Annotated in this window: 20 protein-coding genes; 6 read left to right on the forward strand and 14 right to left on the reverse strand. The window is 62.3% G+C overall.

All coding sequences use genetic code 11. The features are described from left to right. Positions 1-147 precede the first annotated feature (147 nt). The 5 genes from V1278_RS01205 to V1278_RS01225 all read right to left on the reverse strand — a co-directional run bounded on the left by V1278_RS01205 (position 148) and on the right by V1278_RS01225 (position 5,187). Complete coding sequence (locus tag V1278_RS01205) at positions 148-912, reverse strand: hypothetical protein (RefSeq protein ID WP_334379441.1); 765 nt, start codon at positions 910-912, stop codon at positions 148-150. Position 913: 1 nt separating this feature from the next. Then, positions 914-1,708 carry an enoyl-CoA hydratase gene (locus tag V1278_RS01210; protein ID WP_334379442.1) on the reverse strand — a complete coding sequence of 265 codons (795 nt, stop codon included), beginning with the start codon at positions 1,706-1,708 and terminating at the stop codon, positions 914-916. A gap of 145 nt (positions 1,709-1,853) precedes the next feature. Then, positions 1,854-3,062, reverse strand: a complete 1,209-nt coding sequence (locus V1278_RS01215; protein WP_334379443.1) for an ABC transporter substrate-binding protein — start codon at positions 3,060-3,062, stop codon at positions 1,854-1,856. A 275-nt stretch (positions 3,063-3,337) separates the two neighbouring features. Beyond that, positions 3,338-4,618, reverse strand: a complete 1,281-nt coding sequence (locus V1278_RS01220; RefSeq protein ID WP_334379444.1) for a serine hydrolase domain-containing protein — start codon at positions 4,616-4,618, stop codon at positions 3,338-3,340. 155 nt (positions 4,619-4,773) lie between these two features. After that, positions 4,774-5,187: a VOC family protein gene (locus V1278_RS01225; protein WP_334366130.1), complete on the reverse strand. Its 414-nt coding sequence runs from the start codon at positions 5,185-5,187 to the stop codon at positions 4,774-4,776. A gap of 83 nt (positions 5,188-5,270) precedes the next feature. Here V1278_RS01225 and V1278_RS01230 point away from each other — a divergent pair, with 83 nt between their 5' ends. Continuing rightward, complete coding sequence (locus V1278_RS01230) at positions 5,271-6,059, forward strand: thermonuclease family protein (protein WP_334379445.1); 789 nt, start codon at positions 5,271-5,273, stop codon at positions 6,057-6,059. Between the two features lie 101 nt (positions 6,060-6,160). Then, positions 6,161-7,648: a M48 family metalloprotease gene (locus V1278_RS01235; RefSeq protein ID WP_334384074.1), complete on the forward strand. Its 1,488-nt coding sequence runs from the start codon at positions 6,161-6,163 to the stop codon at positions 7,646-7,648. A 172-nt stretch (positions 7,649-7,820) separates the two neighbouring features. Here the strand turns inward: V1278_RS01235 and V1278_RS01240 are convergent, their stop codons facing one another. The 6 genes from V1278_RS01240 to V1278_RS01265 form a co-directional block, all read right to left on the reverse strand. After that, on the reverse strand, positions 7,821-8,180 hold the full coding sequence (locus tag V1278_RS01240) for a hypothetical protein (RefSeq protein ID WP_334379446.1): 360 nt from the start codon (positions 8,178-8,180) through the stop codon (positions 7,821-7,823). Positions 8,181-8,627: 447 nt separating this feature from the next. Beyond that, positions 8,628-9,413, reverse strand: coding sequence for a CarD family transcriptional regulator (locus V1278_RS01245; protein WP_334366127.1), 786 nt, complete (start codon positions 9,411-9,413; stop codon positions 8,628-8,630). A 415-nt stretch (positions 9,414-9,828) separates the two neighbouring features. After that, positions 9,829-10,167 carry a ferredoxin FdxA gene (gene fdxA / locus V1278_RS01250; protein ID WP_334366126.1) on the reverse strand — a complete coding sequence of 113 codons (339 nt, stop codon included), beginning with the start codon at positions 10,165-10,167 and terminating at the stop codon, positions 9,829-9,831. Positions 10,168-10,291: 124 nt separating this feature from the next. Further along, positions 10,292-10,561, reverse strand: coding sequence for an RNA-binding S4 domain-containing protein (locus V1278_RS01255; protein ID WP_057842041.1), 270 nt, complete (start codon positions 10,559-10,561; stop codon positions 10,292-10,294). Between the two features lie 12 nt (positions 10,562-10,573). Beyond that, a complete protein-coding gene (locus V1278_RS01260; protein ID WP_334379447.1) occupies positions 10,574-13,996 on the reverse strand; it encodes a helicase-related protein in 3,423 nt (1,140 codons plus the stop codon). Positions 13,997-14,592: 596 nt separating this feature from the next. Next, complete coding sequence (locus tag V1278_RS01265; RefSeq protein ID WP_442893697.1) at positions 14,593-15,498, reverse strand: DUF3108 domain-containing protein; 906 nt, start codon at positions 15,496-15,498, stop codon at positions 14,593-14,595. Positions 15,499-15,836: 338 nt separating this feature from the next. Between V1278_RS01265 and rpmB the strand changes: the two genes are divergently transcribed. Then, the gene (rpmB, locus tag V1278_RS01270) at positions 15,837-16,145 is read left to right on the forward strand and encodes a 50S ribosomal protein L28 (RefSeq protein WP_171579080.1); all 309 of its coding nucleotides are present in this window, start codon (positions 15,837-15,839) and stop codon (positions 16,143-16,145) included. Positions 16,146-16,369: 224 nt separating this feature from the next. Further along, positions 16,370-18,073 carry a hypothetical protein gene (locus tag V1278_RS01275; protein WP_334379449.1) on the forward strand — a complete coding sequence of 568 codons (1,704 nt, stop codon included), beginning with the start codon at positions 16,370-16,372 and terminating at the stop codon, positions 18,071-18,073. 159 nt (positions 18,074-18,232) lie between these two features. Here the strand turns inward: V1278_RS01275 and V1278_RS01280 are convergent, their stop codons facing one another. Then, positions 18,233-19,993, reverse strand: a complete 1,761-nt coding sequence (locus tag V1278_RS01280) for a hypothetical protein (protein WP_334379450.1) — start codon at positions 19,991-19,993, stop codon at positions 18,233-18,235. 181 nt (positions 19,994-20,174) lie between these two features. Between V1278_RS01280 and V1278_RS01285 the strand changes: the two genes are divergently transcribed. Both V1278_RS01285 and V1278_RS01290 read left to right on the forward strand, forming a co-directional pair. Next, positions 20,175-21,464, forward strand: a complete 1,290-nt coding sequence (locus V1278_RS01285; RefSeq protein WP_334379451.1) for a T6SS phospholipase effector Tle1-like catalytic domain-containing protein — start codon at positions 20,175-20,177, stop codon at positions 21,462-21,464. Positions 21,465-21,895: 431 nt separating this feature from the next. Then, entirely contained in the window at positions 21,896-23,023 is a 1,128-nt protein-coding gene (locus V1278_RS01290; protein WP_334366120.1) for a DUF2336 domain-containing protein, read from the forward strand. Positions 23,024-23,048: 25 nt separating this feature from the next. Here the strand turns inward: V1278_RS01290 and V1278_RS01295 are convergent, their stop codons facing one another. Together V1278_RS01295 and V1278_RS01300 are read right to left on the reverse strand one after the other, a co-directional pair. Then, positions 23,049-24,161 (reverse strand): NADH:flavin oxidoreductase/NADH oxidase, encoded by a 1,113-nt coding sequence (locus tag V1278_RS01295; protein ID WP_334366119.1) that lies wholly within the window; start codon positions 24,159-24,161, stop codon positions 23,049-23,051. Between the two features lie 89 nt (positions 24,162-24,250). Continuing rightward, the gene (locus V1278_RS01300) at positions 24,251-25,318 is read right to left on the reverse strand and encodes an esterase-like activity of phytase family protein (RefSeq protein WP_442893696.1); all 1,068 of its coding nucleotides are present in this window, start codon (positions 25,316-25,318) and stop codon (positions 24,251-24,253) included.

Genomic DNA, 25,318 nt, shown 5'->3' on the forward strand with positions numbered 1-25,318 from the left:
CTCTCTCAACGCGTCGTCCCGGCCTTGAGCCGGGACCCATACGCCGCGGCCCGCGGAAAGGGCATAACGGGAGACGGCTTCCTTCACCATCAGCAATGGTGGTTATGGGTCCCTGCGTTCGCAGGGACGACGTGTTGATGGATTTCGCTACGCCACCAGCCTGAACATCACGCCGCAAAGATCGAACGCATCGCCCGACACCTTGCAGCCCTTCGACTTGGCCGCGTCGCGCACCTTGGCGATATCAGCGACTTTGAACGTCAGCCCGCTCATTAGATCGCTCGCGCCTTTCACAAATCGGAAGCTGGCATTGGGCAGTTTCAACACCGGCTCACCGCCTGCCCCATTGCTGACGGCGAGACCCAAAATCTTCCCCCAATGCTCCGCCAACCCTTGCGGATCCGGGCTCTGCATCTCGACTTCCGTCAGCGCCACCGTCACGTCCTTGCGGATCGCCTTCTGCCAGTTCGGCCCCGCCGGCGGATAGGGTCCCAGCACGTCGTCGCTGCCATCGGTATGATTGAACTCGATGAACGCGGCGCGGCAATCGCGCGGGTGCAGTTGCACGCCGTGATAAGGCGCGTGCGTGATCACGTTCGCCGTGCGCACGCCGATCGCGTTGGCGTGCTGGCCGCGTGCGTCGGGATCGTCGCAGCAGAAGATCGCCATGTAGCCGCCGCGGCCGCCGGTCTTGTCGAGGAAGCGCCCCGCCGCGGTGCCCGGCTGGATCGGCGCCACCACTTCGAGCAGGATCGTGTCAACCGGTAGCAATGCGTTCTCCAGTCCGTACTTGGCGACATTGCCATCGCGGTAACAGACGTTGAGGCCCATGATCTCGGAAATGTCCGAGATCACCGGCTCCAGATGCGGCGCCACCAGGCAGATCTGCCGCAGCCTGAGGTATCCGGCCATCTCAGTGCCCCTGAAATACAGGCTTGCGCTTCTCGACAAACGCCCTTGCCGCCTCCTTGTGATCGGCGGTGTCGCCCGAGCGCGAATGATGGATGGCTTCGGCGTCAAAAGAGGCCTCCAGCGACATCGTCTCGGCATTGTTGATGTTGCGCTTGATGTAGCCCAGCGTCACCGACGGTCCCTGCGCCAGAGACATCGCGAGATCACGCGCTTCCGTATCGATGTCGGCATCCGGCACCACCTTTGTCACCATGCCGAGATTGTAGGCTTCGGTCGCGCTCAGCACCGGCGAGGTCAGATAGAGCTCGCGCGCTTTCGCAGCTCCGAGCATCTGGGTGAGGAAATAGGTGCCGCCGTAATCTCCTGACAATCCGACCTTGGCGAACGCGGTCGTGATCTTGCAGGAGGCGCTGGCGACGCGCAGGTCGCACGATAGTGCGATGGAGAGACCGGCGCCCGCGGCGGCGCCATCGAGCTGCGCCACGACGGGCTTCGGCATCTGGTGCAGGATGCGCGAGACTTCCATGCCGCGGCGCAGATTGGCCATCTTGGCCTCGAAGCCGAGTGGCGCCCTGCCCTCCGCCATCGACTTGACGTCACCTCCGACGCAGAACGTGCCGCCGGCGCCCTTCAAGAGTACCGCGCGCACCTCGTGATCCTCCGCCGCGCGCCGTGCCGCCTCCACCAGCCCGCGCGTCATATCCGGATTGAGCGCATTGCGCCGGTCGGGGCGGTTCATCGTGATGGTGAGTAGCCCAGCGTCGAGCTTCTGGAGGACCATTTCGTTTGCGCTCATGGGTGGTGCTTTCGTTCGTTGGTTGAGATGGAATTCCGGCCTCTCCCCGTCATTGCGAGCGAAGCGAAGCAATCCATACTTTCTTTGCCGCTCTATGGATTGCTTCGTCGCTTACGCTCCTCGCAATGACGCGGAAGCAGCGGTCTTATTTCTTCACCAGCGGACAGCGCGAGGCCTCCAGCGGCTGGAATGCCTCGTTGCCCGGGATGGTCGCCAGCAGCTTGTAATAATCCCAGCGCGTCTTCGACTCGGACGGCTTCTTGACCTCGAACAGATACATGTCGTGCACCATGCGGCCGTCGTCGCGAATTTTGCCGTTCCTGGCGAACATGTCGTTGACCGGCGTCTCCTTCATTACCTTCATCACCGCGGCCGCATCCGTGGTGCCCGCGGCCTTGACCGCTTTCAGGTAATGCAGGACCGACGAATAAACGCTGGCCTGCGCCGCGGTCGGCGGCCGCTTGACGCGCTCCATGAAGCGTTTTGAAAACGCGCGGGTGTCGTCGTTGAGGTCCCAATAGAAGGCTTCGGCAAGCAGCAGGCCCTGCGCCGTCTCCAGCCCGACGCTGTCGATGTCGGTGACGAAGGCGAGCAGCGGCGAGAGCTTTTGTCCGCCGCTCCTGGTCAGCCCGAATTCCGCCGCCTGCTTGATCGCGTTGATGGTGTCGCCGCCGGCATTGGCGAGGCCGACAACCTTGGCCTTCGAGCTCTGCGCCTGCAGCAGGAACGAGGAAAAGTCCGACGTATTGAGCGGATGCTTGACGCTGCCGAGCACCTTGCCGCCGGCCTTCACCACCACATTGCTGGTGTCCTTTTCCAGGTCCTGGCCGAACGCATAGTCGGCGGTGAGGAAGAACCAGGTCTCGAAGCCGCTCTTGACGGTGGCGAGCCCGGTGACGTTGGCCTGCGCGAACGTGTCGTAGGAATAATGCACGGTGTAGGGGCCGCAGGCCTCGTTGCTCAGCCGGATCGAGGCGGGGCCGCTATACATCACGATCTTGTTGCGCGCCTTCGCGATCTCGCCGGCGGCAAGCGCGGTCGCGGAAGCCGCCACGTCGTACAGCATCTCGACGCCCTGATTGTCGAGCATGTCGCGCGCGATGCTGGCGGCAAGATCGGCCTTGTTGAGATGATCGGCCGCGACGATCTCGACCTTGCGCCCGAGCACCTCGCCGCCAAAATCCTCCACCGCCATCTTCGCCGCGGTCTCCGAACCCGAACCGGTGATGTCTGCGTAAAGCCCGGACATATCGAGAATGCCGCCAAGCTTGAGCGGCGGCTTGCTTTGCGCCATTGCCGCGCTCGCCGACATCGCCAGCGCGGCGGCGAAAACGGCTGTGATTGCTCTCTTCATGGAGTTCTCCCTGTGCACGCGCCGCATTGCCTGCGACTTTGAATTTTTGGCTCTGGCAGGATCATGCCGCATGGGGTCAGCAGCGGCAAGGCGAAGAGAAAGACGCCGCCAGGCGCGCGATTTCCGCTAAGCGGAATGAACTTGTAGGATGGGTAGAGTGATAGCGATACCCATCAATCCCAACGCGGAAGCATGATGGATATCGCTTTCGCTCCACCCATCCTACGGCACTTTGGCGCATAAGTCGCTTCGCTCCACCGCATCCTACGTACCGATTATTTTCCAAGCTGCGCGAGCACGCTAAACCACAGCGCGAGCGTCTCTGCATAGGAGGACGGCTCCGATGGCTTCTGGCGAACGGCAGTGTGCACCATGACAAGTTTGGAGACGGGATCGACTAGGATTATTTGCCCCCGGATTCCGAGGAGAGCGAACCGGCGCGCCTCGCCGGGCAGAAGCCAGACCTGGTATCCGTAACCAAAGTACGGTGTTGCAGTGCCGGGAGCGAGATAGGCAACGGCCGGCTGCACCGTCGTGGCGTCCAACATCCACTGCCGCGGAATCACCTGACGTCCCTCCCATGCGCCGTCATGGGCCAAGAGACGGCCGAACCGCGCGTAGTCGCGCAGGACCGCGTTGAAGCAGCAAAAAGTAATTTCTTGTCCGGTGCTATCGATGGCCCACGACGCGTCGGACTCTGCGCCAATCGCCTGCCAGATTTTGTCTTGAAGATAGTCTGCGACCGGTCCGCCCGTGACAGCCCGCAACACCAGACCCAGAATTTCGGTCTCGACACTGGCGTAATGCCATCTGGTGCCGGGAGGAGCGACGCGCGTGTTGAATTGGGCAACGCTGGTGACGGCGTCCTTCCCCGAGCCACCGAACAGATCACGCGAGAGCTGAGCGATGTCATCATTTCCGTCGTAGATTTCCTTAAAGGCGACTCCCGAGGACATATGCAGCAGGTCCCGGATCGAGGTCTTTCCGTATTCCGTCTCCGAGAGGCCGGCGACATAGGTCGAGACGGGATCGTCGATCGATTTGATTTTGCCTTCCGAGACAGCGATGCCGATCAGCATCGCCGTGATCGTCTTCGCCATCGATTGCGAGAGGAATCGGTCACGATCAGTGCGTGCATATTGATAGTGCTCGTACAAAATCGTGTCGCCCCTCGCTATCAACAGCCCGGTGATCGGATTGCGGGCGAGATAATTCTCGATCGAGAGCCGTTCCGATCGAAAGTTGTAGGAAATCGAGGGCCCGGGCGCCCGCTTGAACTGCCAGGGTGTCGTGGCTCGTCGCACCAGACGCGACGGAAACACGTCACCAAAATGGCTGTAAGTCCCGACCAGGTAATGAGGTTGACCCGCAGTCGCGCGGTCGCCAACCGGAAACCCTGCCGCAGCACCGTAGATATCCGCATTCGGTCCGGTGTTTGAAAATACGGGCCCAAGGACGGCATCGCCAGCCGCTCTCGCCGCTTCCTGGCCGATTGCCGATGACAACCCGGCAACGAGCGCAAGTGGCAATGCAAACCAGCACAAGTGACGTTTCATATTTTTCTCCCCGCATGTCTCGTGTCCCGGACGCGGTGCAGCGTCTCTTGACGGTGCACCGCAGAGCCGGGACCTACCGCCACAACATGGACTCCGGATCGGCAGCGCATTACGCCGCTGATGCGGCGCACTGCGCAGCATCCGGGGAACGCCACTCATGCCAACAACCCCTTGCCCGGCACGTGATTGAGCTCGAGCCGGATGCCGTCGGGATCCTCGAACAGGATTGAGTAATAGCCCGGCGCCCATTGGTCTTCGCGCGGCGCACGGATGATCTTGGCGCCGAGCGTCTTCAGGAAGCCGTGCAACTCATCGACATCGGCGCGTTCGCGGGCGCGGAAGCAGAGGTGGTGCAGGCCGACGCGCTGCTGCTCGAACGCGGCGCCCTCGTGCTCTGGCGACGGCGCGCTGATGCCGACCGCGGTGCGGCCGCCGACGCAGTAGTAGGTCGTCTCACTATCGATGACCGGCTTCAAGCCGAGAAACGGCAGCAGCTTGCGATAGAAATCGCGGGAGCGTTCGTAATTCGAGGCGGTGAGAAAAATATGGGCAATGCCGTTGACTTCCATTGTCTCCCCCCACGTGGCAATCTCAGGTAGTATTGCTGTCATTGATCGAGCATACAGGAACGAGCGGGACAGAGAGCAGCGTTATGACCGGTCCGGCATTGCGTTACAGAGCTGCGCTTACGGCATCCGCCGCATTGTTTCTCGCGCTGGCGTCCGCTGGCGAGGCCGACGCCGCCGACTGCGTGCTGGAGCGGCAGGGCGAAGGGCGCGTCGCCGCCGTGGTCGATGCACGTGGCTTTCGCCTCGACGACGGCCGCGAAATTCGCCTCGCCGGCATCGAGCGCGCGGGAACCGAGGCGGCCAGCGGCAGGGCCGCATTGTCGGCTATCATCACCGGCCGCGACGTGACCCTGCATGGCGAGGATGACACGCCGGATCGGTACGGCCGGCAGTCGGCCTTTGTGTTCGTGACCGGTTCGGAACAATCGGTGCAAAGCGAGCTGCTACGCCGCGGCGAGGCCCTGGTTTCGAGCGATATATCCGACAAAAATTGCGCTGCAGCGCTGTCCGCCGCCGAGGGCGTGGCGAGAAATGCCAAATTGGGAATCTGGGCAAGTTCAACTGCCATAAAAAACACGGAAAGTCCGGGCGATATTCTGGCCACGATTGGGCACTTTACGGTGGTCGAGGGCAAAGTGCTGTCCGTTCGGCAGGCGGGGGCAATGACCTACCTGAATTTCGGGCGGAACTGGACACGGGACTTTGCTGCGACTATTTCAAGGCGCATCATACCGGCGTTCGAGAGCGCCGGCCTTGGACCTAAGTCGCTCGAAAACCGACGGATTCGTGTCCGCGGCGTTGTCTCGTCGCGGGGAGGACCGCGAATTGAGTTGCTTCGGGTGGGGCAGATTGAGGTGGTGGGCGGGAAATAGCGTTTGATTCGAGGGCTGGCATCGGTCTTCGCTGGGATCACGCGCAAACAAGAGGGGATGAGATCAAGGATCCTGGTCGGATCGTGATCTTAGTGGCTGATTTGACGCATCGTGCACAACGGCGCGAAGGAAACACGGGCTGCCGCCTTCTGGCTGCGCCGGCGCTGTTGTGCGTGGCGCTGATCCTTTCTTCCTGTGGAAATCTCGGGAAGATCGAGACCGCCGCACCGACGGTGCCCGCGCCGAAGCCGAGCCGCACTGTCGCGCAGACACCGGCGAGCGAGCGCGAGCACGAGCGCATTCTGGCCTCCTATGGCGGCGCCTATGACGATCCGAAACTCGCAACCCTGATCGGCAAGACAGTCGACCGGCTGGTGGCGGCGTCCGACCGTCCGGACCAGGCCTACCGGGTGACCATCCTCAATTCCGGCGCGGTCAACGCCTTCGCGCTGCCGACCGGCCAGCTCTATGTGACGCGCGGGCTGGTGGCGCTCGCCAGCGACACCTCGGAACTGTCCTCGGTGCTGAGCCACGAGATGGCACATGTCATCGCAAAGCACGCCTCGATCCGGGAAGACCAGGCACGGCAGGCGGCGGTGGTGACGCGCGTCGTCACCGACATGAGCAACGATCCGGATCTGACCGCGCTGGCGCTGGCGAAAACCAAGCTGACGATGGCGAGCTTCTCGCGGCAGCAGGAATTCGAGGCCGATGGCATCGGCGTCGGCATTTCGGCCCGCGCCCGCTTCGATCCCTATGGCGCGGCGCGCTTCCTCGCCGCGATGGAGCGCAATGCGGCGCTGAAGGCCGGCAAGACCTCGCTCGATCCGCGCGCGCAGGACTTTCTGTCCTCGCATCCGGCAACGCCCGAGCGCGTGCAGAACGCGCAGGCCAGCGCGCGGCAATACACCTCGCCGCAGAGCGGCGAGCGCGACCGCGAGACCTATCTCGCCGCCATCGACAACATCGTCTATGGCGAGGACCCCAGCGAGGGCTTTGTGCGCGGGCGTCGCTTCCTGCATCCGAAACTCGGCTTCACCTTCCAGGCGCCCGAGACGTTTACGCTCGACAACACTGCGCAGGCCGTGATCGGCGTGCGCGAGGGCGGCACGCAGGCGATGCGCTTCGACGTGGTGCGCGTGCCGGCCGAACAGTCGCTCGCCGATTACCTCAATTCCGGCTGGATGGAAGGTGTCGACAAGGGCTCGACCGAAGCCCTGATGATCAACGGTTTCCCGGTGGCTGCGGCGTCGGCGAATGGCGATCAGTGGCAGTTCAAGGTCTATGCGCTACGTTACGGCAGCGACGTCTACCGCTTCATCTTCGCCGCCAAGCAGCGCAATACCGAAAGCGAGCGCAATGCGCGCGAGACCGTCAACTCGTTCCGCCGCCTGACGCTGGAAGAAATCCAAGCCGCGCGCCCATTGCGTATCAAGGTCATCACCGTGCAGCCTGGCGACACCGTGGAATCGCTGTCCCACCGCATGACCGGCGTCGACCGCCCCACCGAGCGCTTCCGCATCCTCAACGGCCTCGACCAGCACGCCCAGGTCAAGCCGCGCGATCGCGTGAAGATCGTGGTGGATTGAGTGGGGAAGCACGCCGCTGCGTCGTCGTCCCCCGCCTAGTGCGCAATTGCGCACGGGGCGCGGGGACCCATACGCCGCGGTCGCTGTAATAGCGCAATCCGCCAAGCGCCCTAACGCAGCAACATCGCCCTGTGGTTATGGGCCCCTGCTTTCGCGGCGATCTCTCCCGACGCTACTCGATAGTCACGCGCGAACGCCACCGCGACTCAAAACTATTGTCATCGTCAAGCATCCGCGCCTGCGCATCCATGGGCTCGCTGCGCTTCTCAGTGACGATGCTTACCGGCTCGGCCTCGGCCTTCGCTTGCGCGGGTGCAGGCGCCGCGGCAGGCCACCGCAATAACGATTTCGAAATCACGGTCTTGCCGGCGTACCAGCATTTGCGCCCATCGATCAGGCGCCAGGACCAATGCCCTTGCGCGCTTGACGGCACCGCGGCGCTGCATTCCCTGACCTGCGCGGCCGGCGCGCTGATCGGAAGCAGCGCGGCCATGACAATGGCGAGAAAGACTGACTGAACCTGCCCTTTCATCGAATCCCCCTTGCGGTAGATCTGGATGTGGCTGGGAGGTTCTCCCCCGATTCTGGTCACAAAAAGTCGAAAATTGGGCCACTTTCCGCGTAAGTGACTGCAAGGTTTAGCCTATTCTGCCTCTTGTCGTCCCGCACAAGCGACTTGTCGCCGTTGCATCAACAACGCCGCCCTGTGGTTATGGGCCCCTGCTTTCCGCAGTGGCGACACGTTCAGAGGTTCTCGCCTCTGTCCTGTCGTCCCTGCGAACGCATGCGAACGCAGGGACCCATAACCACGGCCTACATTGCTGAGGCGCAGCCGTCGCCCCGAGTGCCCATTCCGCCGACCGCTGCGTATGGGCCCCTGCTTTCGCAGGGGCGACGGCAATCGCTCGCTATAGCAATGCAGCCAAACAAAAAGCCCGGTCTTTCGACCGGGCTTTTCGTTTCAATCCCTGGGATTCTTTCAGGCGGCTTCGTCCGCCACGGCGGCGTCGTCGCCGTCGGCGTCGACATCCGCCTCGTCGGCCTCAGTATCAGCTTCGGTGGCTTCGGCCTTGGCGCCGCGGCGCGGGCTCTTGGCGAGCTGGCTTTCGATTTCCTTGACCGCTTCGGTCTCGGTCGAATGCTGCACGACCGCGATTTCGCGTGACAGCCGATCGAGCGCCGCTTCATAGAGCTGGCGTTCCGAGTAGGACTGCTCAGGCTGCGATTCCGAGCGGTAGAGGTCGCGGACCACTTCGGCGATCGCGACGATGTCGCCCGAATTGATCTTCGCTTCGTATTCCTGCGCCCGGCGCGACCACATCGTGCGTTTTACGCGCGCACGACCTTTCAGGGTTTCGAGGGCCTTCTTGACCAGCGCCGGCTCGGACAGCTTGCGCATGCCGACATTGGCGACCTTGGCGGTCGGCACGCGGAGCGTCATCTTGTCCTTCATGAAATTGATCACGAACAGCTCAAGCTTGGCGCCTGCAATCTCCTGCTCCTCGATGGCCAGGATCTGGCCGACGCCGTGAGCCGGATAGACCACGAATTCATTGGCCTTGAAGCCCTGACGCTGGGTCACGACCTTCTTCGGCTCCTCGACGCGCGGGGCGGCGGCAACCGGCTTGGCAGCAGCCTTCGGCGCGGCGGCTTTCGGGGGAGCAGCCTTCACAGGGGTCTTGACGGGATGCTTGGCAGCAACTTTCGACGCAGTGGTCTTCGAACCCGTCGCTTTCGCGGCGGTCTTGGCAGTCTTTTCTGGCATTGCGCTTCTTTTGTTCTTTGAGGACTTTGTGGCCGAAACCTTCTTGGCGTCCTTCATGGGCGCCTTGGCACGGCCTTTGGTTGCGCTGCGGCTGGCCGGAGCGGCTTTTTTCGTCGTCTTGGAAGCACTCTTTTTACGCGTTTTCTGTGACACAGCCTGCGCGCGGAACTGCCACGCCCCTGTTCGATGTTTTTACGAAAACCCACCGGGGCCACAGGATACGCATGGCCGGGATCGGCTTATATGTGCCGAATATAGCACATTTTCCGCAAAAATCAATGATTTACGCCGGGTTCCGGGCCCTTACGGGGCGGTTTCCGTCATAAGACCGCTAACAGGGTTAAATCCGCTCACCGCGTTCGGTTCAGATTGGGGCTAAAATCAGGCTCGACGAACCCGCAACTTATCCACAGGCTTAATCGCCGCTACCGGGTTCCTTGGAAAAATATTTCTCGAACTTGCCCTCGACACCTTCGAATTCTTTCGCGTCCGTCGGGGCGTCCTTCTTCTGGGTGATGTTGGGCCAGCTCTTGGCGTACTCGGTGTTGACCTCGAGCCACTTCTCGAGGCCCGGCTCGGTGTCGGGCTTGATGGCATCCGCCGGACATTCGGGTTCGCAGACGCCACAGTCGATGCATTCGTCGGGATGGATGACCAGCATGTTCTCGCCCTCGTAGAAGCAGTCGACGGGGCAAACCTCAACGCAGTCGGTATATTTGCACTTGATGCAGGCTTCAGTGACGACGTAAGTCATCCAACGCTCCGAAACGGATCAGTTTTCCGGGGTTTGCGTAGCGCATGCGGTGCGCTGCCGCAAGGGAAGCAGCGGGCCTCTAGCGGCCGTTTTTCAGGCGTCCCTGCGTGCCCTTTCCAGATAGTTATTGTTTGTCGTTCTGCAAATCATCGTAGAGCACGCGCGCCGCCGCAGCATCACCGCGCCGCTCGGAAAATCCTACCACTTTCAGGATGCGCACGGTGCGGTCGAGCCCGATCGTCAAGACGTCGCCGACCTTCACCGAATGTCCCGGCGCCATTTCACGCACGCCGTTGATGCGGACGTGACCGGCCTCGACGAGGGCGGCAGCCGAGGTGCGGGCCTTCACCACCCGCGCGTGCCACAGCCATTTGTCGAGACGCTGCCGCTCCAAATATTTGCTCGACTATTCCTTACGGCCGGCAAGCTGTTCCTTCAGCGCCGCCAATTTTGCGAACGGTGAATTCGGGTCGATCGGCCGGTCGCGGTCGCGTGGGCTCGCGCTCGTCGCCCATTGACGGTGCGAGGGGCCAGAGTCGCGCTTGTCGCGACCGCCCTTGTCGCGTCCGCCGAAATCACGGCCGCCGCGCTCGCCCTTGTCGCGGCCACCCTTGCGCTCGCCCTTGTTGCGATCGAATTTGTCGCGGCGCTCCTCGCGGTCGCGGCCCTTGCCCTCAAAACGCTCGCGCGGCGGACGGTCCGGACGCGCTTCTGCCGCGGGCGCGCCTTCTGCGGGCGGCGCTGCCGTAGCATCGGCCGGTGCGCCCTCGCGCGGCTTTCTGAACTCGTGGCGACGACCACGGCGATGGCGCTGCTCGCGCTGCGCGCCCTCGCCTTCTCCGGCAGCGGCCTGCGCACCTTCGCCCGCGCGATGGCGCTGGCGGCTGCGGTCGTGATGCGGACGGCGCTCGTCGGAACGGCCGCCGGGCCTCCAGACTTCGACGAGTGCAGGCTCTGCCGGTGTCTCGGACTTGGCTTCGGCTGCCGGAGCTTCGACGGGCGCTGCTTCTGCAGGCGCTTCGGCTTCGGCAGGCGCTTCGCTCGCGGTTTCGGGTTCGGCCGCCGCTTCTGCAGCGCTGACCGCTTCCGGCGTCTCCTGTTCCGGAGGCGCATCCGCGATCGCGGCTTCCGCCGGTGTGGTCTCGGCGGGCGCAGCTTCCGCCGCAGCAGCGGGTTGTTCGGCGGCCACCGGGGTCACATCCGGCAGCAGCGAGGCCGACGACGGCGCGGGCGCGTCGCTGACAGGCACTTCGGCCGCGACTTCTTCCGCCGGCGCATCAGCAGTCGTCTCAGCGCTCGCCTCGACCGGCGGCGTTTCGGCGGAGACCGTCTCGACGACGACCTCGGGCGCGGGCTTCGGGGCGAGCTGCGGGCGGCGGTCCATGCGGTAGCCGAGCGCGCGCAGGATCGAGGCGAAATCCTCTCCTGCGGATCCCGTCAGCGAGGTCATCGCCTGCGTCACCACAAAGCCGCGGCCGTCGAACGCGCCGGCGGGCTTTTCGCCCGGCGACGTCTCGCGCCACGCCAAAGCAGGACGAATGAGATCGGCGAGACGCTCCAGGATGTCGACGCGCACTGCACGCTCGCCGCACTGGCGGTAGCCGAGCACGCGATAGGCATCGCGCGGTAACGCCTTGTCGACCGGGAACGAGGTGCGCCCCGAGCTCGCCAGATGCTGCGCGCCCGACAGCGCGGACATATCGACATTGTCCTGCTTCTCGGCCCACAACAGCGAGGCCAGCGCGCGCGCCGCGGGCTTCAGAAGCCCCGGGAAATAGATGTGATAGGCGCCGAACCGCACGCCGTACTTTCGCAACGTCGCGCGCGAAGCCTGGTCGAGATCCTTCATCTCGCTCGCGATCTTGCTCCGCTCCAGCACACCGAGCGCTTCGACGAGCTGGAATGCGATGCCGCGCGCAATACCCGTGATGTCCTCGGCCTTCGACAGCCCGAACAGCGGCCCCAACAGCTTTTCGATATGCGTCTTCAGCCACAGATCGAGCCGCGCTTGCACGGCCTCGCGCGGCGCGCCGGAGAGCCGCTCATCGGAAATGATGCGGATACGCGGATGCAGCGCATCGTCAGCCGCGACGAGTTTTGCGACCGCATCGCCGGTCCAGCGGATGGTGCCGTCGGAAGTCAGCACGAACTGGTCGTCGGGCGCGGCTGAGAGCTTTTCCGCGCGCGCGTTGATCTCGCTCGCCAGCACCTGCTGGGCGGCCGCCTGCAACGCTTTCGCGTCCGAGCCGGCTTCCGCCGCATCGGGTGCAAAGGTGAATCCATCGAGCCGGCCGATCGCGTGGCCTTCCACAATCACTTCGCCGGTCTTGCCAATTTCCGTATTCAAAACTGAGTTCTCCCGCAGGCGGCGCATCAATACACTGGTCCGCCGGTCAACGAAACGCTCCGTAAGGCGTTCATGCAGCGCATCGGATAATTTATTTTCCACCTCACGGGTGATCCCCTGCCAGTGGTCGGGGTCGGACAGCCAGTCCGGCCGGTTGGCGACGAAGGTCCAGGTGCGGATCTGCGCGATCCGGCCCGACAGCGTGTCGATATCGCCGGTAACGCGGTCGGCCTGGTCGACCTGGGCGGCAAACCATGCGTCGGGTATCCGACCTTTCTTCATCAGGAATGCATAAAGCGTGGTCACGAGCTCGGCGTGGGCAGCGGGCGCGATCTTGCGGTAATCCGGGATCTGGCAGGCGTCCCACAGCCGTTCCACGGCCGCCGCACCGTGGGCCATGTCCCTCACCTCGCCATCGCGCGCCGCATGATCGAGCACGCGCAGATCTTCTGTAATCGGCGCGCGGGTCAGCGCGTCATGCCCGGGCGGCAGCGCCAGCGACACCTGCAGCGCGCCGAGCGAGGAGAAATCCAGCCTCGAATTCCGCCACTGCAGCATTTTGACGCTGTCGAAGGTGTGGTTCTGCAGCGCGTTCACCAGTTCCGGCTCGAACGGTGCACAGCGCCCCGTGGTGCCGAAGGTGCCGTTTCGCGTCGCGCGGCCGGCGCGGCCGGCGATCTGCGCGAACTCGGCCGGATTGAGCCTGCGGAACTGATAGCCGTCATACTTGCGATCGGAGGCGAACGCGACGTGGTCGACGTCGAGATTCAGGCCCATGCCGACGGCGTCGGTGGCGACGAGATAATCGACGTCACCGTTCTGGAACATCGCGACTTGCGCGTTTCGTGTACGTGGCGAGAGCGAGCCGAGCACGACGGCCGCGCCGCCATGCTGGCGGCGGACCAATTCGGCGATCGCGTAGACTTCATCGGCCGAGAACGCGACGATCGCGGTGCGGCGCGGCTGGCGCGTGATCTTGCGGTCGCCGGCGAATTCGAGCTGCGACAGCCTCGGACGCGTGACGATGGAAGCGCCCGGCAGCAGCCGCTCGATGATCGGCCGCATGGTGGCGGCCCCTAACAGCAGCGTCTCGTCGCGGCCGCGACGGTGCAGGATGCGGTCAGTGAAGACATGCCCGCGCTCGAGATCGGCCGCGATCTGGATTTCGTCGACGGCGAGAAACGAGACGTCGAGATCCCTGGGCATCGCCTCGACGGTGGAAACCCAGTAGCGCGGGTTCTTCGGCTTGATCTTCTCTTCACCCGTGACGAGCGCAACCGCCTCAGTCCCGGCGCGATCGGCGATCTTGTTGTAGACCTCGCGCGCCAGAAGCCGCAGCGGCAGCCCGATCACGCCGGACGAGTGCCCCAGCATCCGCTCGATGGCCAGATGCGTCTTGCCGGTATTGGTCGGCCCAAGCACGGCGGTAACGCCCGCGCCGGGCGCGCGATCGGATGCGAACGTGGAAGGAGAGAAAGCCATTCTGTGCAGGTGTTTTCTTATTTAGGTGCGAGCGCCCAACCCGTCATTGCGAGCCACCCGGTCGGCGCAAAGCGCCGCCGGATGACAGGCTCCGCGAAGCAATCCATAGCGCCACACGTGTGGAGGTATGGATTGCTTCGTCGCTTCGCTCCTCGCAATGACGGAAAAACGCGGAGTTTCTCTTTCGTTTGCAACCAACTGCGCCGATTCTGTTTCACTTTGCGACGGTGATGCGGTCGCGGCTTAAGCTCTGGAACGAGTCTGGAACGAATCGCGTCCGAATCGCTGACTCCTCCCGAGACCCGATACGTTCACCGCAACATCTCGCGTTGAAGCGCACCCGGTGGCACTAGATCAAGTTTACGACGGCTCCACAAGCGACGGTTTCGGGACTAATTTCTTAAAAAGATCAGGGCGACGGAGTCGAATCAGAAGCGGGGAAGAGTCAAGGCGGATTCAGCTCTCCCGTCGTCCTGCGAACGCAGAGACCCATAACCACAAGCGCTCATGTTCGCGCCGGCTGCAACTCCGAGTCCCTCAATTAACACGGCCGCGGCGTATGGGTCCCTGCGTTTCGCAGGGACGACGGTAAAGCCTCAATTCGTCTTCGCCACCCGTGGCGGCATGGCTGATGTCACGAACGACGTCGCTTCCAGCATCGCCAGGCCAAACGGCGTCGGGATCGTCATTCGGAACGGAACCAACACGCGCGTCCCCGCAATCGGCACGAAGGTGATCTCGATCCGCCGTTCGTTCGCGAGATATTTGATCACGGGGCGATCGGGGATGTAGCCCGCGACGGGGTTGAAATAGATCGCGCAGACCAGCGCCGGCCCGTGATAGCCCTTTTCGGCTTTGACCGTTTCCATGCGCTTGTAATCGAGCTTGAGATCGTAGCGCATGCGTCCGTCGAAAATCCCGGCTCCGGTGCGGCAGGAATCCGGCGCCAGCACTTCGCCATTGCCGGGCACGCGCAGCAGTGAGCCCGTCATGGGATCGAGCACGCTTTTGCGGTGCGCGTCGGTGACGGGAATCCGGCCGGGATCGACCGGCGGCGCCGGGTCGATCGAAAATTCCTTCACGCCGCCATTGGCCAGCGAAATCCGGATAGTCTCGGATTTCTTCTGCGTGGTGGTGGTCGCGGTATAGGCGTTCGCGACCAGCGCGCCGTTCACGATGCGGCCCTGGCTGGCGCCGGAGCCGGTGCCGCCGGAAAACGCCTTCAACAGCCCGGCGGTGCCGCCCTGCGCGGAGGCCGAAAACACATCGTCGCCGATTTCGATGATCCAGCTTCCCTTGCCGACGGGGATACCCGCCAGCGTCGCCTCATAATGGGCATCGAGCCGCCCCTGCGCGGAGGCCTGTTGCGGCGCGAGTAAGCCCCACGCGGCGGCACACAGGCCGACGACGAGGCCGAGCCTGGCGGAAAGAGATTGGCGCGAAACGGCGCATCTGGCAGTCACGAATGAATAATCCCGGGATCGGCGCGAGCTGATGTTCATTTAGGCAAAAATATCCGGCAAACAACGCGGGTTATCGCGAAAACCACGCCTCTACCCGACCTCTCCCTGGCCTCCCACCGCTTGCGGGGGCTTGGGGCCGGTTCTTTTCGAAAGCCATGGTGTCGGCGCGGATTACGCCCTTTATATGATCCCTTAAGTGGCTGGAACCCCTGGTAAACCAGCCGTTACAGCTGACTTTACCAACCCAAGAACCTTGACCCCGTGGCCGTCTCCCCCTATACGTCCGCGGTTCCTGGAAATGGACGCGATTTTGGACCCCCGCGGGCGCCTGCGAGAAGCGGCTCGGCTATGGCGGGGACGGAAGAGGATTTTTCGAAATGTCCCGGCGCTGCGAACTGACGGCCAAGGGCCCCCAGGTGGGCCACAAGGTGAGCCACTCCAACATCAAGACCAAGCGGCGCTTCCTGCCGAACCTGGCCAACGTCACCTTCATCTCGGACGCGCTCGGCCGCAACGTGCGCCTGCGCGTCTCGACCAATGCGCTCAAGAGCGTCGACCACAATGGCGGCCTCGATGCCTATCTCCTGAAGGCCAAGGCCGACGTCCTCTCCCCCCGCGCCCTCGAACTGAAGCGCGCGATCGAGAAGAAGGTCGGCAAGCCCGCGTTCGTGAAGAAGGCGAGCTGAGCGAAGCTTAAATCGGCGGATCGAAGTTTGGAGCGGCCGGGTCGGATGACCCGGCCGTTTTTGTTTGGGAGGGCGCCCTACTGCCTCCCCGCCATGGCCGGGCTCGATCCGGCCATCCACATCTCCTGTCCTGAGAGGTAGGGGCTCTCGCATGGCTTGCGTAGAAGCAAGAGGCTCCTAAAAATCAGGGTTGATCGGGATGACTCGTTGGATCGAGGACACCAATGCGAGAACGCCAATTCTTTGAGCGCCTAAGCGCTGCCAACGTGATCCCTGCTGGAGGTTCACCGACTGAGTGGCTGGTCAACGCGGAACGAGACGGCGTGCACCTACTAACACAAGAGGAGCATGACCACGTGATCCTCTACGCAAGCTTTCAGAGCTTGCTGATTATTTCGGTCTTCGGAATGGCGCGAAACTTGGTCACTCCGGACAAAGACAAGTTGTACAATAGCAGCTTTTACGTTGACGAAGCTTGGTGCATTCAGAAAGCTTGGGGTGGAGGTCGCGGGCATAGGATGTACCTCGAGGCTCCTCTCGATTTTCCTCGCGGGCATCCGCTCCATCGAGCAGAGCCGATAGTGTTTCGACGACACTTTGAAGGAATGTCCAATTACGATCCGCCCATAGAGATAAGTCAGAAGCTGGTACATTCGCTCGGGCTGCATTTCGTCGCTGAACGCAACGCATATTGCCGTCTCGATTCGGATGGAGATTTCGAAGAGGTCATTCGCATATTTCACGACGCCGGCTCCGGCGACTTTGACCGCAGACGAACGCTCATTTTAATCAAGGCTCAGCAACTTGCGGAATTCATGGCGGTAGGCGGCTTCGGACTTTATCGGAAGTTCGATGTCACTAGATTCGTCCCCGGATCGTTCACGCATTGGGAAAGCGCCGAACGGCACTTTGATGCACCAGACCTCTTCTACAATGCGGGACTGTCAGGTGGAAACGCGAGCTACATTCATGGCGGGCAAATTCTTCGGCCGCGCGTTACCGTTAAGGAACTTATCCAAAATTGGAAACGTGAAGAAGACCCGGATGCTCGCCAGTACGAGACTTTTAAAATTCATGACTGGAAAAACAAAAAGCTAGTCGAGTGGTCCTGCGCACCGTCCGCACTAAGCAACTACTTCACGAAATCCGACAAACCGTTTGAGATATCGCCTGCGTTCTTTAGCCCGGACGTCTTGACAAAATATAAAGCCGACCCGGACAAATACGATCTAAGAGACCGCTCCATCACCTGCCGTAATTCCTGGCACCTGAAGACCTTTGATGTCAACGAGGCTGGGCAAGTCCACACCTACATCGGCTACCTGCAAAACCTCCCCTTTAAGGAGCAGCAATACTGGAAGCTTCACAATGAGTGGCCCAAAGCTGGCATCTCGAAGCGCGCCATTGATACTGACTTCAAGGGCGAGTACTCGTCGGAGAGCGACCCTCTTCAATCGTTGCGCAATGCTGTATCAGAACTGGACCGTGCCCCTCCTTCTTGGTGGCGACCGCGCGGATCTCAGGTGCGTGACAGAGTACATTATCCGATAACAACATCATCCAAAGAATGGGCCGACGAATTGTTGGCCTTAGACCAAATGGTCGTAGAGGGTTTTGTGGCGACTGAGCTTCGCAAGCTAGCTGATACTTGCAGCGTAAAGTTTGAAACTTCATGGCAGAGCCTGAAGCTCATTCAGGAAATCCTTCGTACCAAAGATAGTCTTACAGCGGATCAAACCTTAGAACCGCTCAGAGAGCTTCATCACCTAAGAAGCAAAGTTCCAAGCCATCACACCGGAGAAAGAGTAAAGCTCGAAGCGCAGGCTTTGAGAGAGCACGGATCGCTACCCGCGCATTTCCGCGCCCTGTGTGCCAGGTGCGACGATGCGTTTGACCGCATTGTCACCGCGCTAAAGGGGCCGCATTGACCAGGCGTCTATTTCTTCGTCGAAAGAAAGCTCGTTGCCCAAGCCGGTGCCGAGCTCGCCACTACTTGGACGCACTTAATCGGCACCAAGAAAGCCACAACACAGGATACGCGGCCGATGATTGAACCAAGTTCTTGCCTGAGCTGCGTTTAGGTCGGCTTACGCTCGTGCCAAGAGTGCTGCAATCTCTGCATTCAGTGCAGCAAGCGAATCGATGACGCCGTCCATCACGAAGTCCAGGGCGTGTCCGTACCCCCTGTTGACATTTGCGGTGTCAAAGCCAAGATTCTGAAGCGTTTCCAGACATTGCTCAACTTCGTGAGCATCGGCGATCCTAAGGTCATTGTTCAGAAATAGGGCCGCCATCGCCTCGTTTCTGGTCGACCACCCGTCCGGTTCGGCATTGTTCTGGAAAGCGTCACTGGATTCCTCATTAAGGTTCAGCTTTGTGGCGATATTCAGCAGAGCCTGAAGGAGCTTCAGACTCCCTAGTTGCTTGATCGACTCGCGGCGACAGCCGGCCTTCTCAAGCAGAGATTTTAGAAATCCATCGGGTATTCGTTGCCAGATTTCGTGTAGACTTTTGCACCGCGACAGAAACTCTTGCTGACTCATGTCGAGTGGGGCGACTTGCGCTAGCCGACAGAGCCGTGGATATGAAGTCCAACCATTCGCGGTAATTTCTGCTCGGGAAAAGCCAATGAGTTCTGATGCGGCCTTTTGAATCCCTACAGTTTTTGCCAATGCGGAGAGATGGTCACCTAGATCGAGTAGCTGATTTAAAAAGCGGTTTGTCTTCGAGACGATATGTTCTTCCTGCAAGTCGAAGTGCGCGACATCGTGCGCGGAGAGGGCGAAAGCCCGGGCATGAAGAATTTCGCGATCAGGCTTCGCCTTATAGAGCTCTCGCATGGGAACGCTAATTAAGTTTCGACCCACTCGGATGCATTCTGTGAAGCTCCATTGCCCTCTGTAGGATGGGCTGCACTCCCACCTTCCATCAAAGTTGACAGGCGTAGTGTCGTAGAAGCTGCTCTGTTCATAGCGTTGTAGAAATTTGTCGTCGAGAAGAACTTTCGTGAGGCTGATAAGCGCGTCGGCACGGGCATGGGTCATTGGACCGGTCACATCGGGCCAGTCAATACCATCGGCACTCAACTCTGGACAGAGCTCCGGTGCAATGGCTTTTACGGTCCCCCAGACCTGAATTAAAAGGCCGCCTTTGAACTCGCGCAGGTCAAGTTCATACCAACCGCCTTCTGGCTTGATCTGAACGTGCGCTCTTCCATTCATCAGAACGCGAAGTTCGGCGCCGTCGGGTCGTAGCGCTTGATAATGGAAGACCCGAACTCCATAAGCGCTGCGTAACCATAGATACTTGCGTAGATATTCGTTTGATATTTTCCAACTGACGTCGCGCGAGGCCGTCCAGTAGAACTCGTTCGAAACTTCACCTTCTGCGACTCCAAATTCTGGCAATGATAGATCGTCATAGATCACTCGCTGATTATCATTTCCAACACAGCGAGGTGAGAGTCCCAACACCATCCACACTTTCTCAGCGAGGTTGTAGGTGTAAAAAGACCCATCTCCCCACGATGCGATTACATAATCGAACCCTGAGATGGATGGCGAGGTCTCTCTAGCATTCCCTTTTCTATCGTCCATCGGCTTGGAGAATGAGACGACGCCATCTGCGCACTCGTCGAGCAAGGGCGTTACCTCCGGTCCATCATCTGGAACGACGGCCATAACCATATGAACGTACTCGCGCTGGGGGCCGTGCGAGTCGAAGTCATAACGCGACGTAACTTCAACCATCTGACGAGATGAATTGCCTACAGGCTCAAGAAGAGCCCGGAGTCGTTCGGGCAAAATAGCCACTGGGATCGGAAAATCTGACAGATAGTCAATGGGCATCACAAATTCGACCTTCCCGGTGACAGGACTCGGTGGGTATCATTCGCCAGCAGCCAAGCTCTTTCTTCTTCTAATTCGCGAGGCTTCTTGGCGCGTTCGCCGTCTCCCCTCGGAATTGGTCAGCTCTCAAAAACCCGCTATACTCGCCAAGGTAGCACTACCCTACCCCCGCGAGTCCACCATGCGCAACATCATCATCTGCTGCGACGGCACCGGCAACGAGATTTCCGAGAACATCTCCAATGTGCTCAAGCTCTATCGCTGCCTGCGCAAGACGGAGAAGACCGAGCCGCGGCAGATGGTGTTTTACGATCCCGGCGTCGGCACGCTGGAGCGGCCGGACCCGTGGCACAAGCTGAAGCAGGATTTCAACGCCATCCTGGGGCTCGCCACCGGCTATGGGCTCGATGACAACGTGCTCGCGGCCTATGGCTTCCTGGTCCAGCATTATCGCGAAGGCGATCAGATCAATCTGTTCGGCTTTTCCCGCGGCGCCTACACCGTGCGGGTGCTGGCGGGGCTGGTGCACAAGATTGGATTGATCTCGCCCGAGCAGGTCAATCTCGCAGGTTCGGGGCTGATCGCCTACAAGCAGTTCTCCTCGGATGAAGCGCCGAAGCTGCGCCGCGAGATGAAGCTGCTCAGCGATGCCGGCGACGCGCAAGGGCCGCTGCCGCAGACCGCGTTCGACAATGCAGCCCAATTCGCGCGCATCACCTCGACCCGCTGGCCTGTGATCCGCTTCGTCGGCGTCTGGGATGCGGTCGCGAGCGTGATCGTGCCGCGGGCCGATCGCTTCTATTGGCCGAGCCTGGAGGAGCTGGCGTTCACCACTGCGAACCCGAGCGTGCAGACGTTCCGGCAGGCGATCTCGATCGACGAGAGGCGCCGCATGTTCCGCCTGAAAAAGTGGGACGATCCGCAAACCTATAAACCCGTCCGCTTCAACGACGTCCACGCCACCGCGCAGGATATTTTGCAGGTGTGGTTCTCGGGCGTCCATGCCGATATCGGCGGCGGCTATCGGGAAAAGCAAAGCGGGCTTTCAAAATATCCGCTGCTCTGGATGATCGACGAGGCGGTCAAATGCGGGCTGAAGGTGAACCAGGCCACCGTCAACCAGCTCGCCTGGGGCATCCAGCGCAAGGGCAGCCCGTTCTCCTATGTCGCGCCTGACGTGCGCGGCGAAGCGCACGAGTCGCTGCGCGGGGCGTGGTGGCTGCTCGAATACCTGCCGAAGCGCGCGACATACAAGGAATGGCCGGCACGCGAGAGCCATTTCGGCTACTACATCCCCGACGCCGAGCCGCGGCTGATCCCGGACGGCGCTGTGATCCACGAGTCGGCGCTGCAGCGCATAGACGCGCTGCCGAGCTATCGGCCGGTGAACCTGCCGAAGCAGTACGAGAAATTCCCGATGCCGATACCGCCGGCGCATGCGAGCGCGGAGGACGTCGCGGCGGAAGCGTAGACCGCGGATCATGCGCACACCGTCACCACACGGGCGGTGAGCTCCCTCCCCCCTTGCGGGGTCCGAGACGAGCGAAGCTCGCTCGTGGGCTGGGGAGAGGGGTTCTCTCCACGAGCACAGACAGGCCAGATTGCCGACAGTCTTGCCAGTGCGATTCTAGTCACAACACGCACCGCCGATGCCGCCACCCCTCTCCCTAACCCTCTCCCGCAAGGGGAGAGGGGACGCACCTTTTGTGGGGCGGGCAGCGATGATCGAACCGATAGTCCACCCATCCCGCGCGCATCACTCGGCCACTGGCCTAGCACCGCCGCAACCTTACGGCCGCATTGCTGCCGCCGCGGAACCCAAATGGTTTACGAATCGTTCAACTCTGCTCCCTAATCTCACCTATCTGGCGCCAGAACCGGCTTGAACGCTCAGGACGAGCGATGTTGGAACGATCGATCACCGAGGAGGTCGAGGCGGCCATCCAGGCCGGCTCGGCGGAAAAGCATCTGGATGCGTTGAGGCAGGTCACCGACCTGTTTCTGCTGTCCGCCGACGGCTACTCCGGCGAGCAGATCGAGCTGTTCGGCGACGTGCTGGAACGGCTGATCCGCACCATCGAGCTGCGGGCGCTGGCCGACGTCGCCGCGCGCATTGCGCTCGCCGAATTGAGCACGCAGCTCGCGTCCGCGAAGCAGGCGCCGCCTCGCGTGGTCCGACGGCTCGCGCACAATGACGAGATTACGATCGCGCGTCCGGTGCTGACCGAATCGGCGCGGCTGACGGCCGAGGATCTGGTGGAATTGGCGCAGACCAAGGGCGAACAGCATCTGCTGGCGATCTCCGGGCGCTGGTGGCTGACCGAGATCGTCACCGACGCGCTGTTGAAGCGGCATTATCCTTCCGTCAGCCGGCGCCTCGTCACCAATCCAGGCGCGCGAATGTCGGCGAGCGGTTTTGCGATCGTGCTGAAGCAGGCGGAGAGCGATCCAGATCTGGCGGTCGAGACCGGCATCCGCATCGACCTGCCGGCCGAACAGCGCCGGCAACTGCTGCAGAACGCAACGGAAGCCGTGCGCACGCGGCTGTTGTCGCGCGCGCCGCCGCATCTGTTCGAGGAGATCCGGAACGCGATCGCCGCCGCCTCGACCGGCGCCAGCCGCGAAATGTCGCGCACGCGCGATTTCACCGCCGCCCGCCGCTTCGTCGCCGCGCTCGCCAAACACGGCAAACTGAACGAGCCGGCGCTCTTGGCCTTTGCGAGAGAGCGGAAATACGCCGAGACGGTCGCAGCGCTCGCCGAACTATCGGGCTCGAGCGTCGAGGTGATCCGCCCGGTGATGCAGAGCCTGCGCGACGACGGCGTGCTGATCCCCTGCCGCGTCGCCGGGCTGAACTGGGACACGGTGGCCGCCGTGCTCGATAGCCGCTTCGCCGCCGGCTCGATGGGCCGGCACGAGCTCGCGAAAGCGAGAGAGCAATACGCCAAGCTGACGGTCGAGAGCGCCCGCCGCCTGCTGCGCTTCTGGCAGGTCCGTCCCGTCGACGCGGCGCCGAAGCCGCCGCGTTGAGGAACATGATGACGGCGAGCGCGCGCTACCGCGTCCCGAATGTCGTGGCGCCGAACAGCGCCTTCTGGGTCGAAGGCTGCGAGCGCCAGTATTGCGGCGGGGCGAACACCTCGCCGCCGAGTTCGGCCGCGGCGTGCCAGCCCCAGCGCGGGTCGTAGAGCATGGCGCGGGCGAGCGCGACCATGTCGGCCTTTCCGGAGGCCACGATCTCCTCGGCCTGCTTGGCTTCCGTGATCAGGCCGACGGCAATCGTGGTCAGCCCGGTCGCCTCGCGGATCGCTTGCGCGAACGGCACCTGGTAGCCGGGGCCGAGCGGAATTTTTTGCAGCGGCGACACGCCACCCGAGGACGCGTCGATCCAGTCGACGCCGTGCTTTTTCAGCTCCTGTGCGAACTCGATGGTCTGCGCCAGATCCCAGCCGCCCTCGACCCAGTCGGTGCAGGAGACGCGCAATCCCACCGGCTTGTCATGCGGGAACGCCGCCCGTATCGCGTCGAATACTTCGAGCGGAAAGCGCATGCGATTCTGCAACGAGCCGCCATATTGATCGGTGCGCCGGTTGGCGATTGGCGACAGGAACTGGTGCAGCAGATAGCCGTGCGCCGAGTGCACCTCGATCGCGTCGATGCCGAGGCGCTCGGCGCGCTTCGCGGTCGCCACGAACGCATCGCGCACGCGCGCAAGCCCCGCGGCATCGAAGGCAACGGGCGGCGGCTCGCTCTCCTTGTGCGGGATCGCCGACGGCCCCTCCGCCCGCCAGCCGCCCTCAGTCACCGGGATCAACTGCCCGCCCTCCCACGGCGTGTGGCTCGACGCCTTGCGGCCGGCATGCGCGAGCTGCATCATCACGGCGGCCTTCGAACGCTTGCGCACGGACGCCAGGATCGGTCTCAGCGCGGCTTCGGTGGCGTCATTGTAGAGGCCGAGGCAGCCCGGCGTGATCCGGCCCGTCGGCTCCACCGCCGTCGCCTCGATACAGAAAACGCTCGCCCCCGACAGCGCCAGCGAATTGATATGGGTGAAGTGCCAGTCATTGGCCTCGCCGTCGACGGCCGAATATTGGCACATCGGCGCCACCATGATGCGGTTGGCGAGGTTAAGGCCGCGCAGCTTGATCGGGGTAAACAAAGCGCTCATGGGGACATTATCCGGACTGGAGGACAGCGAGCCTTATGGTGTAACGAGCCGGCCCTGTCGCCTCAACCCGCGCCGGCTGCAACCCACCCCTACTCCACCAGCGCGAATTGCAGCAGCAGATTGCGCTGGATCATCGAGAAATTGTCGTCGGAGACGAGCGTCAGGACCGTTTCGCCCTCCGGCGTGACATGGGCGTCGATGCCTTCCAGATTGTCGATCTCGCTGCCGAGGTCGGCCTCGAAGATCACGGGGCCGTCGATCACCGCGCCGGGGGCGATAGAGGCAAGTGCTATGCGGCGGATGCGTATGCCGACGCCGCCGAGCCAGGAGAATTTGCGTTCGAGCAGCAGCAGCCCGCCGGACGGCAGCAGCACCGCGTCGCTGACATCGAAATTGTCGCTGCGACGGATGCTGAACAGCCCCAGCGTCCTGCCGATCAGGAAGGCCGTGATGTTGCCCTGCGCGTCGAGCCCGCGTTCGGAGATCGCGATCAGCGTTCCCGCCAGCGGCAAGCCCTTCGGCACCACGACAAGCGCCTCGATTCCCTTGTTGTAGGGCAGCTTGCGCACGCCCAGCGGCAACTGAATCAATTCGCCCTGCGCGCGCGTAAATCCCTTGGCGAAGTCGAAGCGCAGGATCTGATTGACGCGCTCGAGGCCGACATAGACCAGCGAGCCGTCAAGCGCGAGCGCCTCGGTGTCGTACCAGCCGCGCGAGGTGATCGGCTTGCCGTCGTGGCCAAGCACCGGTGAGGCCTCGACATCGTCGAGTCCGGTCATCTCGCGGCCCTTGTAGACAATGCGGCCGGTGAACCAGCCCCCCTTGTCGCTGATGGCGATGAAGCGCTCGCCCTTTGGATCCAGCCGCAGGCCGGACAAGCCGCCGAAACCGCGGAACCGCGACGTCAGGATCAGCCCGCTGCGAAATTCGAGTTCGCCGAACCGCACACGCGAGCGGTCGCGGGTATCGAACGACTGCAGCGGCCTTGCATTGACCTCAATCGAGACCGGCGCACTGACCGAGAACTCGTCGGGAACAGTCTGCCTCGGCGGCCGCTGAACGGCGGTCTGCGCCAATGCAGCGCCGGGCACGGCAGCCATGGAAAGCCCCGCCGCTGCATATTTCAAAAGGCGGCGGCGGCCTATGAGCGGGGGCAT

This window comes from Bradyrhizobium sp. AZCC 1577, assembly GCF_036924575.1.
In the GTDB taxonomy this organism is placed as follows: domain Bacteria; phylum Pseudomonadota; class Alphaproteobacteria; order Rhizobiales; family Xanthobacteraceae; genus Bradyrhizobium.

Excerpts from the sequence above, each read along its gene's own strand:
- V1278_RS01205 (WP_334379441.1), bottom strand. The coding sequence starts at position 912 with ATGGCCGGATACCTCAGGCTGCGGCAGATCTGCCTGGTGGCGCCGCAT.
- V1278_RS01210 (WP_334379442.1), bottom strand. The coding sequence starts at position 1,708 with ATGAGCGCAAACGAAATGGTCCTCCAGAAGCTCGACGCTGGGCTACTC.
- V1278_RS01215 (WP_334379443.1), bottom strand. The coding sequence starts at position 3,062 with ATGAAGAGAGCAATCACAGCCGTTTTCGCCGCCGCGCTGGCGATGTCG.
- V1278_RS01220 (WP_334379444.1), bottom strand. The coding sequence starts at position 4,618 with ATGAAACGTCACTTGTGCTGGTTTGCATTGCCACTTGCGCTCGTTGCC.
- V1278_RS01225 (WP_334366130.1), bottom strand. The coding sequence starts at position 5,187 with ATGGAAGTCAACGGCATTGCCCATATTTTTCTCACCGCCTCGAATTAC.
- V1278_RS01230 (WP_334379445.1), top strand. The coding sequence starts at position 5,271 with ATGACCGGTCCGGCATTGCGTTACAGAGCTGCGCTTACGGCATCCGCC.
- V1278_RS01240 (WP_334379446.1), bottom strand. The coding sequence starts at position 8,180 with ATGAAAGGGCAGGTTCAGTCAGTCTTTCTCGCCATTGTCATGGCCGCG.
- V1278_RS01245 (WP_334366127.1), bottom strand. The coding sequence starts at position 9,413 with ATGCCAGAAAAGACTGCCAAGACCGCCGCGAAAGCGACGGGTTCGAAG.
- fdxA (WP_334366126.1), bottom strand. The coding sequence starts at position 10,167 with ATGACTTACGTCGTCACTGAAGCCTGCATCAAGTGCAAATATACCGAC.
- V1278_RS01260 (WP_334379447.1), bottom strand. The coding sequence starts at position 13,996 with ATGGCTTTCTCTCCTTCCACGTTCGCATCCGATCGCGCGCCCGGCGCG.
- V1278_RS01265 (WP_442893697.1), bottom strand. The coding sequence starts at position 15,498 with ATGAACATCAGCTCGCGCCGATCCCGGGATTATTCATTCGTGACTGCC.
- rpmB (WP_171579080.1), top strand. The coding sequence starts at position 15,837 with ATGTCCCGGCGCTGCGAACTGACGGCCAAGGGCCCCCAGGTGGGCCAC.
- V1278_RS01275 (WP_334379449.1), top strand. The coding sequence starts at position 16,370 with ATGCGAGAACGCCAATTCTTTGAGCGCCTAAGCGCTGCCAACGTGATC.
- V1278_RS01280 (WP_334379450.1), bottom strand. The coding sequence starts at position 19,993 with ATGCCCATTGACTATCTGTCAGATTTTCCGATCCCAGTGGCTATTTTG.
- V1278_RS01285 (WP_334379451.1), top strand. The coding sequence starts at position 20,175 with ATGCGCAACATCATCATCTGCTGCGACGGCACCGGCAACGAGATTTCC.
- V1278_RS01290 (WP_334366120.1), top strand. The coding sequence starts at position 21,896 with ATGTTGGAACGATCGATCACCGAGGAGGTCGAGGCGGCCATCCAGGCC.
- V1278_RS01295 (WP_334366119.1), bottom strand. The coding sequence starts at position 24,161 with ATGAGCGCTTTGTTTACCCCGATCAAGCTGCGCGGCCTTAACCTCGCC.
- V1278_RS01300 (WP_442893696.1), bottom strand. The coding sequence starts at position 25,318 with ATGCCCCCGCTCATAGGCCGCCGCCGCCTTTTGAAATATGCAGCGGCG.